The sequence below is a fragment of the Aestuariibacter sp. A3R04 genome (assembly GCF_018860805.1).
GTDB lineage: Bacteria > Pseudomonadota > Gammaproteobacteria > Enterobacterales > Alteromonadaceae > Alteromonas.
Genome location: NZ_JAHKQR010000016.1, coordinates 235,163 through 249,666 on the forward strand (window position 1 = coordinate 235,163; position 14,504 = coordinate 249,666).

The 14,504-nt window shown below is 47.0% G+C and carries 7 protein-coding genes; 3 read left to right on the plus strand and 4 right to left on the minus strand.

The genetic code is table 11. The features are described 5' to 3' along the window. Nucleotides 1-35 precede the first annotated feature (35 nt). The 4 genes from KO518_RS18110 to KO518_RS18125 form a co-directional block, all read right to left on the minus strand. Complete coding sequence (locus tag KO518_RS18110; RefSeq protein ID WP_216027262.1) at nt 36-3,284, minus strand: TonB-dependent receptor domain-containing protein; 3,249 nt, start codon at nt 3,282-3,284, stop codon at nt 36-38. A gap of 116 nt (nt 3,285-3,400) precedes the next feature. Next, nucleotides 3,401-4,348: a FecR domain-containing protein gene (locus KO518_RS18115; RefSeq protein WP_216027263.1), complete on the minus strand. Its 948-nt coding sequence runs from the start codon at nt 4,346-4,348 to the stop codon at nt 3,401-3,403. Further along, nucleotides 4,345-4,908, minus strand: a complete 564-nt coding sequence (locus KO518_RS18120) for an RNA polymerase sigma factor (protein WP_216027264.1) — start codon at nt 4,906-4,908, stop codon at nt 4,345-4,347. Before KO518_RS18120 ends, KO518_RS18115 begins: the two co-directional genes overlap by 4 nt. Nucleotides 4,909-5,183: 275 nt before the next feature. Then, nucleotides 5,184-7,013, minus strand: coding sequence for a serine hydrolase (locus KO518_RS18125; RefSeq protein ID WP_216027265.1), 1,830 nt, complete (start codon nt 7,011-7,013; stop codon nt 5,184-5,186). 147 nt (nt 7,014-7,160) lie between these two features. On the opposite strand from KO518_RS18125, the gene KO518_RS18130 reads away from it, so the two are divergent. The 3 genes from KO518_RS18130 (at nt 7,161) to KO518_RS18140 (ending at nt 14,495) form a co-directional block, all read left to right on the plus strand. Then, nucleotides 7,161-9,290 carry a winged helix-turn-helix domain-containing protein gene (locus tag KO518_RS18130; protein ID WP_216027266.1) on the plus strand — a complete coding sequence of 710 codons (2,130 nt, stop codon included), beginning with the start codon at nt 7,161-7,163 and terminating at the stop codon, nt 9,288-9,290. Between the two features lie 469 nt (nt 9,291-9,759). Further along, nucleotides 9,760-12,828, plus strand: coding sequence for a TonB-dependent receptor (locus KO518_RS18135; RefSeq protein ID WP_216027267.1), 3,069 nt, complete (start codon nt 9,760-9,762; stop codon nt 12,826-12,828). A 161-nt stretch (nt 12,829-12,989) separates the two neighbouring features. Next, nucleotides 12,990-14,495, plus strand: coding sequence for a tryptophan halogenase family protein (locus KO518_RS18140; RefSeq protein ID WP_216027268.1), 1,506 nt, complete (start codon nt 12,990-12,992; stop codon nt 14,493-14,495). The last annotated feature ends 9 nt before the right edge of the window (nt 14,496-14,504 follow it).

Below are 14,504 nucleotides of genomic sequence, written 5' to 3' on the forward strand. Positions count from 1 at the left end.
CCTCTGACGCGCTGTAGCGTCAGAGGGCTTGCTGATTAGAAATCGTAGGTTAATTTGGTGTATAAGTAGCGACCGGAAATGCTGTGTACACGACCAAATGTACCGAAGCTTTCATCAGCTAAAGGTGGGTATTTGTCGAACAGGTTTTTTACGCCCATGGTGACTCTTAGCCCCTTGAAAGTGTCTTTTTTGAACTTATGGCTGACATAAGCGTTAACTTGTTGCCAGGCATCAATTTTCCAGCGTTGGTCAATACCGTCCACGGAAATTTTAGCGCTTGATTCTTCAAAATTGCCCACGTACTCCCAGAAAAGTGCGCTGGTCCAGTTGCCTATATTCCATTTCACAGACGCGTTGGCTTTCCATTCAGGACGCCCATTCACGCCAACTAACTGACCCAGCGAACTCACCGGCAAACCAGCATTAATGAGTACCTGCGACTCGTTGCCAGGGAATGATTCCACCCCTTTTAGGTGGGCGGCAGAGAAGTTATAGGTAAACTTACCAAATTCACCTTTATTAATATATTGGGCGGTATAGTCTATACCACTGGATTTACGCTGGTTTAAGTTCATGTACGGGTCGTAAATACGCAGTATTTCACCCACCGGGGTAATATCGGTACCTTCAAACAACGCGAAATCTTCTTCTGTCGGCGCTGCACGCACCACGTTTTCGTTTTGCGAACCACTTCGCAAATAAAGCTGATCTAACGCAGATTGATTCCCTGCGCCCAACACACCAACCACATCTCGCTGCACGACTTCCCAATAATCGATGGCAAAGGTTAAGTTCTGTATGGCTGCAGGCGTGATGACTAACCCTAAACCCCGGTTGTAGGAGGTTTCTGATTCCAGTTCGGACGATTCGCGAATAATGGCAACCTGGTCACCTTTACAGTTGGTGTAGTTACCTTCAATGATGCCCTTTTGTAGCATGGCTTCACATCTGGCGTAATCAACGGTGGAAGCCTGACGCTGTACTGCACTGGCGTTGGTTTGCACAAGGTTTGGCGCTCGGAAGCCTTTAGACCAACTCGCGCGCACCATGAAAACGTCGTTCAACGCCCAGGACATAGCGATACGTGGAACCACGACGCTACCAAAATCAGAAAAATGTTCAAAGCGGGTAGCGGCCTGTAAATCTATCGCTTGTACTAACGGCACCGCTTGCTGAGGCGATACTAAAGGTACGGCCAATTCAGCGAACGCCGACAACACAGTGTGATCGCCGGATAAATCGTTGGTAGGGCTGTCGCCTAACGAATTACTTTGGTGTACCGCACCGGAAATAGCATCAACATAAGGTTCTGTGCCATCCAAACGCACATCCCGGTCGTCGCTAAAGCTTTCATAACGGAACTCAATACCCGAGGCAAAGCCAACGTTACCGCCAGGTAGGCTAAATAGCTCGTTATTCGACAATTTAAAATCGACCAACGCGAGTTCTGTATCACCTTTTTTGTCTAAATCATCGTAAATGGCAGAGACAACCTCTGGCGAATTACATGCCCCGCAAAAAGGGTTGTACGCATCAGGCGTGGTTTGGTTAATAGCATCTTGCAGCTTGCTTACCGACACGGCATAGGTGGTTTTATCCCGGCTAATGGCAGTAGAGTACATCGCCGCTGTGTCGAAATCCCAGTTACCCCATTGTCCGTTTAACCCAATTAGGGCGCGGTATGTTTCATTGGTAATGGTGGCTTGGCGCGGAATTTCAGTATCAGTAACACGGTAAGAGCGCAGTACTAAATCTAACCCCCCGGCGGCAATATTGGTGGTATTGGCGATGCGATTTGGGTTCACACTGCCATCGCTTAACGTCGTTCTGCCAAACGGATTCCAGTACGCATCTTTTGAAATGGTGATGTACTGATCAGTTAATATGCGTGCAGAGTCCCCTCTTCGCTTTGTCTCAGCAAAATACGCACCTAACTCTCCGTATAATTGCAAGCCAGGGCCGAAGTCATAGGTAACAACCGAAAAAAGGTTTGCTCTGTGTCGCTCTGAAAACAGGTCACGCTCTTGTTCGAGATCGTGGTACATGGCGTTGTCGTTACCGTAGCTCCAATAACCATTATCAATACAAATGTCGCTACTCACATTCGCCAGGCACCCGGAGTTGGTGGTAGGTTGAACGTGAAATCGGCCCGATGAATTGGTTAACACCGTTCCGTCATCTAACGTGATAACACCTGACTCCACTTTGTCAAAATACCCGTGCCCGCCAATGGAGGTGCGGTTATCAAATGCATTATTGCCTTCAAAAGCTGTGCCTTCCAGAAAGGGGGTACGATTCGCCACTGCATATTTGTATTCGGAAGCAGGTACTGCATTTCGGTGGCTGTAACCGCCATACACCGACACATAACCCTTACCGTCAGCGAACTCGCTTCCGCTACCAATGGTAAAATTGACATCCTTTCGGCCCAGTGTGGTTTCTGTTCCGTAGCGCAAGGTTGCCCGGGTACCTTCGTAATCATCAATCATCACCGTGTTTATCACGCCAGCAACGGCATCTGCGCCGTATAACGCCGAGGCGCCGTCACGCATGACTTCAAGCCTTGAAACACCTGCGGTAGGAATAGTATTCGCGTTATAGGTAACTACAGGCACAGAATTACTATTTTGCCACCCTGGGTGAACCGCCATACGACGCCCGTTGATGAGCATTAATGTATTGCCCGTGCCTACAGAGCGTAAATTTACCGACGCGATATCACCGCGAACCGTATTCACACCACCAGAGAAATTAGTTTCGTTGAACTCGATGTCGCCAGACTGTGGTAGCATGCGCAATAGTTCAGCGCCATCTGTGGCACCAAATGCTGCGATATCTTCACTGCTAATGGTGGAAATAGGCAAGGTACCGGCAATGTTCGCTCCTTGAATGTAAGAGCCTACCACCACGACTTCTTCAAGATATTCATCTTCATTTTGTTCTACAGCGGCCTGGTGTTGTTGTAGCTTGGCCGGCGCAGGCTTTTTTATGATGACGATAGCACCGCTTGCACCTTCAGTTGCTTCGTACCGGCTCCCCTGTAATGCTGCATTAAGGGCTTCCACCAAACTGTCAGAGTCTGTTACCTTGCGAACCATCAGGTTTTTATCGACACCTTCAGGCAACACAATTACCCGGTCGTATTTTTCAGACAGCACGGGTACAGCATCAATCAGAGACTGCTGAGAAATCGAGTAGCGCTCTTGGGCTGCCACGGGCTGGGCGCAGCCCATCGCAATGGCAATAGTAGCAGCCAGTACGTGTGGCCGGGTTTTGATAAACATGTGTTAACGCTCCAATGTTATTTAAGTTGAATTAGCTGATTTACCTAAATAACGATTGGCTTTAATCTCTGTTTCAACATTCGGAAAGGTTTAACAAAAACGTCATAAACCGCTTGTCATTTTTGTAGCCAAATTACGCCCGTACCATCGATATGCCACTTAATATCGTGACTCACCTGCAACGCGTCCAGGAATTGATTCAACTGATTGAGCCTGAATGAAGCCGTCACTACAAGCTCACCAATCTCAGGGTGTGCCAGTCGAATCGAATCCTGACGATATCTGTTTAGCACCTCGGTAATCTCTGCAATAGTGGTATTTTCAAAAGAAAATCGCTGGTTTCGCCAATTAGCAAATGTCCTGCTGCGCTGCTTCCCCACTTCCGAAAATTCACCGTGGTCATTCACCGTAACGAATTCAGAAGCGGTTAGATCTTCATAGTTAGCGTGATTACTCACGTTCACGTGACCTTCAGCAACTTCCACCTTTACGGACGTTTTCCGTTTTAGCACTTCAAATACAGTGCCAAGCACCCTCACGTCCACGTCATCAACACTGACAACGAACGGCCGTTGTGCGTCTTTTGTCACTTTGTAAATGGCATCGCCTGCAAGTTGAGTAACCGCACGAATACGGTCATTTTGATTAACCAGCACGTGGCTTTTTGCCCCTAACGTAATTTGCGACCCGTCCGGTAACATGAAATCGGCTATTTCCCCACGGGCTGTCACGAATTCTAAAGGCGCGGGTTCATTCGTGTACTGGTAGGTAAAAAACAGCACCACACAAACAACACAAGCGGCAATTGCGCCAAGGGTTCCATTGCGCTTTTTATCCGTAGACTCTTCTGCCTTTTGTTTTAAGAATGCCTCTTCTCCAAGCGAACTGTAACGGGTTTGGCGGCGCAACACTTCCAGCTCCCGAAAACACTCTGCATGACGCTCATCAGCGCGCAGCCAGGTTTTAATCTGCTGTTGTTGCGCTACATCGCACATACCAGAATGAATAAGCTGATGATATTCTCTTGCTTGTTGCCACACTGCTTCGTCGTAAGATGTGCTCATTGGCCACTTCCTTCTTTGAGCAAGTAGGTGACGTTGTCAACGGAGCCATCGTATTCCCAGGTGCGAATAGTTTGATCCAGCAATGTTTGCGCTGCTGTAATGGTTCTGCTGATATTGGCAATAGGCAACCCGGTTTCCTGTGCTATCTGACGATAACTTTTGCCTTCAATAATACTCATAGTCATCAGTTGTTTTTGCTTCTCACTGAAAGTCGAGATGGCTTTTTCGATAAGCGCGTTACGCTCGGTTTGCAGGGCCGATTGTTCCGCAGAGTCCTCATAGACAGGTGCTATATCCAGCTCCTCAAAAATTTGATCCATTACCTGTTGCTGCTTGTCAATTCGCCTGAATTGATCAATAAAAAGGTTTCGTGCCACCGTATAAATAAAGGCTTTGGGGTTATCAATGCGTTGTTCGTTGCACAACTCTGAATACTTACAAAATGCTTGCTGAGCAATGTCTTCCGGATCAGGCGGGCCTGCGCCAAATCGCGCTTGCAGCCTGACGCACAGTTCTGGCCAGTACTGCTGATAGAGCTGATCAAAAAACTTCGACTTCATAAGTACAATCATTCAGTTAAGTGCCCGAAAGAGTATGACGATTTCATTGCGCTTTTATGAAACCCCGTTGCAGGAGGCCTTTTTACAATGCTTACCAGACAGACGAATGAAAGGTTGTAGTGTTTCGTTTTATTAAGAAAAAATAGTTATATCGCTTATTTGCGGGGAGCAAAGCAAATTTTCAGGCAGGTTGATATACCCAATATGCCTCAATAGACTGACACGACTGGCTACCGGTGTTCGGATAGTGCCAGTCGTGCCTTGTCTTGCCTTCTTTACTGCCAGGACACAATACCAATAGTGCCGTGCCAGCACAGATACAGTACAACAATGATTTGAAATAGCGTAAACCCGTAGCACAAGATGCGTAATACCGGGTTCACCGCTAGGTTTCTATGACGTATAAGCAAGTAGGTTGAATACGCCGTACCCAGTGCAAATATAATGCTGGTAAACCACAACCCAACCGATACCACGCCAGGGCTCCCCAACCGGGTTATTGGCGACATTAAACCCAACAAAAGAAACAGTAAAAAGCTCCAGGTTGATGCGAGGCTAATTAGCGTTGCTCGTCGGGTAAACACTGCACCTTCGCCTGTATAACGATTCTTCCACAACTTGTATATCCACACCGGCGTTACCAACGACAGTACAACAAAAAGCAGTAGCCAACATACCAACACAACCTTGTCGGCCAACGCCAAGAATGTTGATTCTTGTTTGAAAACCCTGTCTCCATAATGAATAACCTTGCCTAATACGGGGTCGTTTGCTTCAACCATAACAATTTCATTTTTATCGTTTTTCCACTTACCTTGCCCCGCGTAGTGAAGCTCACGATGCCAGCCAGGAGGGAAAACACCGGAAAACAGAGCCTGGTTCTCATTGATTGCCAGTTTATTTGAAGAAGCAATGCGTTCTAAAAATGCAATAGTTGGATTTCTGAGGTTTTGATAACGGTAGTAGCCGTGAAGGGCTTTGTTGGCGTGCTCATCGGTTTTTTCAAGCTCAGGCGCAGGAAACTGCGCGGTGAGATAGTCGCTTATCACTTTCACCACAGCCCGAAAACCTGCGCCGTTCTCAGTATTCTGAAGTACAAAAAAACCGGTGTTAAATTCGGGGGAATAAGAAAACTCCGATAACCAACCTGGCAATGAACCGTCGTGGCCTCGAAAGCGCCAGCCGTCGTAGTATCGGGCATAGTTATACACACCGTAACCAGCCGGGAATATACCAGCATTGGTACCGTGAGAATGCTCCATCCGTTCATAGCCTGAGGGTGACAATAGCGCTTCGTTGCGGTTCGCCAACGCCGATAGCAGTTTTATCGCATCACCAGTACTTATACTTAGCCCACCAGCGTAAGTCATGAGTACGGGTTTATACTCGACAGCGCTTCCCTTTGCGTAGCCTGTTGCCAGGTTCGTAGGGTTATTAGCGTAAGTAGCACTATTAATATCAAGAGGCGCAAAAATATATTGCTGAGCATAAACAGCAAAAGGCATACCGGTGATGCGTTCAACAATGAGGGCAGCCACCACGGCAGCTGAGTTCGTATAAGCATGTCTCGACCCTGGCGGCCAGCGGGATGTGCGGCTTTCGGCATCAACAGCCAGCGCATCTACAAGACTAAGCCGGGGTTCATTATTGTAGGCGAACGCTTTTAGGGAGATGTCACGCCACCCCGTGGTATTTTCAACCAAATGTAGTACTTTTAACGGGGCGGTGTCTCGCCAAGGGTTTTTAAAGGGAACATCGGGCACGTGGCTTACCAATGTATCATCGAGGTTTAACTGGCCTGACTCCACCAGCTGCATAATGGCAATGCCCACAATCATTTTGCTGACTGACGCGACCCGATAAACTGTGTCTTGCGTTACCGCATTCTTGCTCTGTAGATCAGCCATGCCAATAGTCGCAATGTGAGTGGCTCCGTTGTTATCTACTATCCCGTAGCTTACTGATGACAACCTGTGCTGTTGAACCAGCTCTTGTATTTTTTCATCCAGCGCACTTACCCCACCAAGTTGATGCGCTTCAGCTATGCCAAAACGGCAAAAAAGTAAGAGGAAAATTACGCCTGTTAGTTTTAATAGTGTAGACAATGCTATGCTCCTGGTTACATTATGTGCTTTGAGAGATAGCATCCTTACTCAAGGCATTGACGTCTGACAGGAAACTTTTGTGATGTCTTGTTATTTTACGATAAGATGGGATGTTCACAAAAAGTCACACTGATAAGCAGCTGATTTATGTCAAAAAAACCAGAAGAGACGACTATTTACGCTTTCGGCGATTTTCAGCTGAACACAGCTTCAGAACGGCTAATCAGACTCGATGAACCTGTGGCTATAGAGCCTCAATTGTACGCATTACTATGGCTTTTCATTCAGCATCCCGGCGTTATCCTGTCAAAGCCAGTAATAGAGACAGAAGTATGGGCGGGCCGCCCTGTATCAGATGACGCGTTGCGCGCGGCCATTAAAAAGCTCAGAGATGTACTCCATGATGATGCCCGTGCCCCGCAATATATTAAAACGATTCCCAAACAGGGTTTTAAGTGGCTAGCCAGGGTTGATGCAATACGAGAACCTGTAACCAAACCGCAGAAAAACAAAACAGTAACCCTATGGTTAGTTTGTTTTATAGCCCTTGCGCTGCTTGGTCTCGCGGGCTGGTATGGTTTTTCCGCCCCTACCCCAAACAAAGCCAAATCCGACGGTGTCACTATTACCAGCCTCACCAACATGACTGGCTCTGAAGTTGACGCTGATTACAATGCCACAAGCAATGTGCTTGCGGTAATACATCGGGATTCTCGTGGCAGCCCACAGCAACTTTACTTAAAATCGCTGAATGACAATGTAATAACCCGGTTGAGTTGGGACGAAGCTAATTACCATGACAGCTATTGGTCTCACGATGGAAAAAAGCTGGTGTTTATGCGCCTGCACGACCATCGTGAAAACTGGTATATCGCCCATATTGATCACATGCTGAACGTCACACAACTCGATACCATCACAAACCCCTTGCTAGACAAAAAGTATGTCATCGGCTGGACAATCGATGACAATGGTCTCTTACTGGCCGAAGAAATGGAGCCAGGCAAGCAGCATCGGATTTACGAATTTGATCTTAGCTCAACAACAATAACGGCCTTGACCAACCCGAATGTAGCGGGTCGCGGCGATTACGCTGCATCACTTTCACCAGATGGAAGCAAACTGGCCATTTTGCGCGAAGAGGTCGCAAGAGAAGCCACACTTCTTGTTACCTCAATGGAGGACGGTAATCTACTGGCTAATGTTGCCCTGCCTTTTGTACCCAGCCGGTTAGTGTGGACACCAGGTGGAACCACTATCGCAATGAGCAGTTTCTACGGCGACCATTTAAGATACAACCTGCTTGATGGCGCAACCAGTAGTACACCACATCTGCCAGAAAACAGTTTGGATTTTTTCGCTTCTTGCGGAGAAACCTGTTACATCATGCGCCAACATAACGGCAACTTCCTCGATCTTCAGGAAACGCCACTTTCAGCTATTCACAATAGAGTGTCTGACGTTGCTACTTTGCCGCTCATAGGCAGTGGGCGATTAATAAGGCTAAACAACGCTCAGGATTTCCCTCAATACCTCCCAAACCAGCAAGGTGTTCTTTTTGTATCACTACAGGGCAAACAACTGCTTTTTCAGCAATTAACTCAGCAGAACAGCGAGCGAACGTTTGCCACGCTCGACAGCCAGTTACGGTTAAACACCGTGGTGGTATCGCCGGACGGTAGCCTGGTGGCAGGCTCGGCAAATGGCCGCTTGTTTATTAGTAGTCTTAGCAACGAGGAATCACTGCCCGTATCGTTTTTAACCAGCGCACTGGAAAGGTATGAGAATCCGGTTTGGCATCAGGGTGGCGAGCAACTTTACGTGTCCAGGCTTACTGCCAATCAGCCGGATATTGTGGCGTTTGATGTTGCAAGTAAGCAAATGACACCTGTGGCCAACAACCTGCTGGCTTTCGCACCAGTACCCGACTCGCCGTCTCTGGCCATGGGCATTACGGCAGATTTACAGGTGGTTACGCTAACGAATAGCAACGGAGAGTGGCAACAAGAGTCAAACATAGGCAAGGTAACCTCGGCGTCACCCAACCGCTGGTACCTTACCAATGATGCGCTTTATCACACTAAGTATCAGATCCCCGAGGCCTTCCTGTGCAAACTGTCATTGAAACCAATGAACGAAGAACACCCGCAGGAGCAATGCTGGTCTGTGGGTGACAATCGCTTTCGTCTTCACTTCGATATTTCCCCAATAGAGAAAAAGGTGATGTTGGTAGAATCACTTAGTGCTCAAAGTGATATTATTCAGCTGAGCTGGTGAGTGCAAATGCGGCGATTACGCCCGACAAGATGTGCCAAACGATTCAGTCTATTCGTAGCCACTTTATACCCTTAAACGCCAAGTGCGAATATGAGATTGGTGATGGCGCATCCAGCTATCTAAAACCTGGTTATTGTTAAAAGACTACAAAATGAAACCTGTTACATCATTCCCGCTAATGTTCTCTTCTAATCGTTTTTTCCGTCATCGCTAACGATAAAAACCATAAAATTGCACCAAAACTTAACTTATTATTTCACTGTTTTACTTTTATTTTACATTTAATGGTAAATTAAGTTATTGTTATGCGGGTAGGCATTTGGGAATTTTAATGCCCGCACAATTGTAACCGGTTACAATTCATTGCAATCAAAAATGTAACCGGTTACGCCTGTGACGAACAAGTTCGTTAAATAAGCTGTTGAACTACCAATCGCATTTAGATTAGTACTTTAAAAGGACACTTAGCATGTTAAAAACCAAGCACACGCATCGCGCTCAACGCTACAAGAGAACATTACTCGCGACCTGCATAGCCGCCAGTCTGCCAACCGCATATGCACAAGAAGCGGGTGACTCTTCAGGCATTGAAGTCATTCAGGTTCGAGGCATTAAATATTCGCAAGCAGATTCTATCAATACTAAGCGATTCGCTGACTCCGTGGTCGATGGCATTTCCGCTGAAGATATCGGCAAGTTGCCAGACGTCACCATTTCAGACTCTTTGCAACGAATTAGTGGTGTTCAAATTAGACGAACTGCAGGCGAAGGGGGCCAGGTAAATATTCGAGGCTTGCCTCAGGTTTCAACCACACTCAACGGTGAGCAATTTCTCACAGCAAACAGTATTTTCTCCGTACAACCAGACTTCAGGGATATTCCGTCATCGCTTTTTGCTGGCGCAGATGTTTATAAATCTTCAACTGCTTCGTTATTGGAAGGCGGGATCTCGGGGAGTATAGATTTAAAAACTCGTCGCCCGTTCGACCTGGATGAAGGATACACATTTGCATTTGCTGCTGAGGGCACAAGAGGCTCTGAAACTGGTGGTACCAATCCTTCACTAAATGGCCTGTTTGGTTGGAATAACGACCGTATGGGTTTAATTGTGGCGGCGTCTTATTCTGACGCAACCCTGCTTGATGCGCAAACACGGCCGGTAAGCACACAGGCGTGGGCTGATGACACAATGGTACCCTTTGACGTCAATGGCGATGGAACCATTGATGATGGTGAATTGGCTCCTCTTGATCTTGATGGCGACGGCAATCTCGACGAAACGTTTTTATTGCCAACAAGAATCGAGGCCAGAAACAGACAAGTCGATAGAGAAAGGTTTGGCTTCAACAGTTCGTTTCAACTGAAAATTTCTGATGCCTGGACCATGACCTCAGATATCTTCTACACCGACATGGGTGAGGAAGAGACCTATCAAGGCGTTGAAATTCGCAACAATGCGGGCAACCAACCTGCAGCGGGTGTGTATGGAAACTTAATTGGCGTAAGAGATACCGGTGCAAGTGCTTCTGGTGTCGATTTACCTGGCAACTTTCAAACTATTTCTGGCGCGACATTTACTGATCCGTTGACCCATTCAATGTTTACTCAGGCATTTGTCAGAGACATGGATTCAACAAATGCGAATATTAAATTTGATTACGACAACGGCGGAAACTTAACCGGTTCATTTCGATATATTTACGGCGAAGCGAATTGGGAACGCTATCGTGACTCAATTGATCATGAATACTGGGTTAGAGATAGCTTAACCACTGATTACCCTAATGATGGTATCGACGGCAACGTATTACGAAATCCAAACCCCGCTCAAACAACTCTCGAACCTGTTGTACATTGGGGCGAGTCTCCAAGCGTGGAAAACCTGTGGGTGGCATCAGAACCTGCAAACGTAGCCATGAAAACCGCATGGGGCGATTTACAAGAGGCTGAAGGTGAGGTTTCTGCTCTTCGGGCCGATGGTAATTACGCATTCGATGAAGGTTTTGTCACTTCCATAGATTTTGGCGTCCGGTCCGGACAGCGAGACGTAACCTACAACGAGTCTCTGTTAGTATCTCCCTTCACCCGAACTGCTGATACAGATCGTGCTCCGGCACCGCTTGACGCCGATGGCAATCCATTGTGGGAAAATGGCGATGAAGTCACGTACTGGGCGCGCTGGCGTGCCGCCGACGTCAATCACCCAGCGGACGGAAGAACACTCATGCCGTACCGCACGTTGGAAGATGTGGCAAATGCCGGTTTCCCTATCGTCTCTGGCACTGATCTTCCGCTTTCCGGAGCAACGGGCTTTTTGTCAGTAGACCCTTCTGTTTTCATCAATGACCGCGAGAAATTTCACACCTGGTGGGGCGATGGCGTTAGTGCTTCATACGCCAAAAACCCTGGTAATTCTTACCGGGTAAAACTAGATACGCTAAGTGCCTACGCGCAAGTTAATTTTAGCGGTGAACTTGGAGACATGCTATACACGGGTAACCTGGGAGCGCGAGTTGTAAAAACCGACTTATCCATTTACCAAAATATTACAGATGGTAGTGCGTCAACAGAACTCTCTCCTACTGGCGCAGGGTTCGCGGGTATTCCCCAACGCATTGTTGGTGTACAACACACAGAAAGAAGCATAACTGATGTGTTGCCGTCATTGAATATCGCGCTTCAAGCCACCTCAGATATTATTGTTCGATTTGCCTACTCGCAAACAATGGCACCACTTGACTTAAACCAATGGGGAGGCGGGCGTAATATCAGCATCGGGAATGGCTATCCCGATGAGTTGACGAACCCTGTACCTAACAATGGTCTGGGTGCCACGTCAGCGAACCAAGGCGGAAATCCAGACCTAAACATGTGGGATTCAACCAATACGGATGTATCTGTTGAGTGGTACGCAAACCCAACAACCCTTGCAAGTATCGGGTTCTTCTATATGGACATAGCATCTTTCGTTGGCAGCGACACCATTATCGACCGCACTATTGCCGATGGTGACGGTGTAGTAAGAGGCCGACCAGTGCCTTTAACCACACCAGTGCAAGGTGATGGGGCCACCATTAAGGGAGTTGAAGTGGGCCTGAAACACGGCTTTGACTACTTACCCGGGTTCTGGGGAGATTTCGGTGTTGATGCCAACTACACCTATTCCCCATCCACGTCAGGTACGGATGAAGCCACTCAGGAAGATCTTCCTTTTGTTGATAGCTCAAAAAATCAGGCGAATTTAGTGCTCTGGTTTGAAAATGAGGAAGGGCTGCAAGGGCGGATAGCGTACAACTATCGCTCGGAGAGAAATGCGGGAGAAAGAGGAAATAATCAAACAACGCGATTATACCAAAAAGCGGTCAGTTATGTGGACGCATCCGTCAGTTATGACATTACGGACTACAGTACTGTCTATTTAAATATCTCGAATCTTACCGACGAGCAAGAGGACTATTACTACTCGTTTGAAGACAACTACGGCGGCACACGCTTGTTTGAAAGAAGAGCGACGCTAGGTGCTCGTTTCCGTTTCTGAGAAACGTAAAGTAGCCATGTAAACAAAGTAATGGTGTTTGTGCGTAATCGGGTTTGTTCACATCTCGATTACGCATTTTTAGTCTCAATACATTGCCGCTTTTGACACAGCTGCCATTGAGTAGCAATGAGTAGGCAATGTTAAAGGAAGAGGTTTAATCCATGGGCGAGGCTCGATTAAGAAGAATCGTTATTTTAGGAGGGGGAACAGCCGGCTGGATCGCTGCAGCGGGTCTGGTCAACAGGTTAAAACAGAAATATATCGAAGTCGTCCTCATTGAGTCGGAGAGTATTCCAACGGTAGGTGTAGGAGAGGCAACGATTCCTCCAATGCGAACCTTTTTACAAAGTTTAGGTATCAATGAGCGAGATTTTATCCGGAAAACCAACGCGAGTTTTAAATTAGGGATTAAATTTTCCGATTGGCACACAAAAGGTGATGCCTATTTTCACGCCTTTGGTAAAACAGGTGTTGTGTTCGACAAAAATGAATTTTATCGAAGTTGGGATAGAGCAAGGGCTAATGGCTACCAGGGGAAATTCACTGATTTCTGCCCTGCGGTATCCATGTGCCAACAGAATAAATTTTACCGCGAACAAGATGTGCCGAAAGAATCTTTTGTTTCGGGTGCCAGCTATGCGTACCACTTTGACGCAGGTTTAATGGCCCGCTATTTGAGCGACTATGCGCAGACGCGCGGAATTAAGCGCATTGAGGGAACTGTCACGGAGGTAACAAAAGATAGTCACGGATATATTAGACGTTTAACGCTTTCTGATGGCACGCCGGTTGAAGGAGACTTTTTCATCGACTGTTCCGGGTTTAAGGGTATTTTAATTGAGGAGACGTTGAAAACTGGCTATACGGATTGGCGCGACTATTTGCCCTGCGATAGAGCGGTGACCGTGCAATCAGAGCAAATCCACGACATTCCTCCTTATACCCACTCTGTGGCCAAAGACAGCGGTTGGATGTGGCAAATACCCCTGGAAAACCGCATGGGAAACGGCTATGTTTTCAGTAGTCGCTATTGTTCCGATGAGAAAGCGAAGCGGACATTGCTAGAGACCCTGGGCAATCAGACTTTAATTTCAGATATAAGGTTTATCCCCTTCACAACGGGGGTTAGGAAGAAATTATGGAATAAGAACTGCCTCGCGTTAGGCTTGTCGTCGGGCTTTTTAGAGCCATTAGAGTCAACCGCTATCCATTTAGTGGTAAAAAGCCTGGAAGTATTTATGACAATGTTACCTGACGGGAATTGCGATGAGTTACTGTCGAATGAGTTTAATCGGATCATGCTTCAAGAGTATGAAAATATCAGAGACTTCATAATACTGCATTACTGCACGACCCAAAGGGATGATTCACCCTTTTGGGATTTCTGTAGACATATGCCTATCCCACCTTCTTTGCAGGAAAAAATCGCGCTGTTTCAATCCAAGGGGGTTATTTTCTACAACCCTTATGATTTATTCAAACCGGTTAATTGGTATTCAGTTTTTGAAGGTATGAAGGTTCACCCTAAAAGGCAAGACCCCATTACCGAACTAACCGATATAAGATCCATGGTCACTATTTTAGACCAAATGCGCCTCAAAATAGACGACACCGTACGCCGCCTCCCCTCCCACAGAGCATTTTTGAACACTTACGGCCAAACGTGAACAGCGGTG

Excerpts from the sequence above, each read along its gene's own strand:
- KO518_RS18110 (WP_216027262.1), bottom strand. The coding sequence starts at position 3,284 with ATGTTTATCAAAACCCGGCCACACGTACTGGCTGCTACTATTGCCATT.
- KO518_RS18115 (WP_216027263.1), bottom strand. The coding sequence starts at position 4,348 with ATGAGCACATCTTACGACGAAGCAGTGTGGCAACAAGCAAGAGAATAT.
- KO518_RS18120 (WP_216027264.1), bottom strand. The coding sequence starts at position 4,908 with ATGAAGTCGAAGTTTTTTGATCAGCTCTATCAGCAGTACTGGCCAGAA.
- KO518_RS18130 (WP_216027266.1), top strand. The coding sequence starts at position 7,161 with ATGTCAAAAAAACCAGAAGAGACGACTATTTACGCTTTCGGCGATTTT.
- KO518_RS18135 (WP_216027267.1), top strand. The coding sequence starts at position 9,760 with ATGTTAAAAACCAAGCACACGCATCGCGCTCAACGCTACAAGAGAACA.
- KO518_RS18140 (WP_216027268.1), top strand. The coding sequence starts at position 12,990 with ATGGGCGAGGCTCGATTAAGAAGAATCGTTATTTTAGGAGGGGGAACA.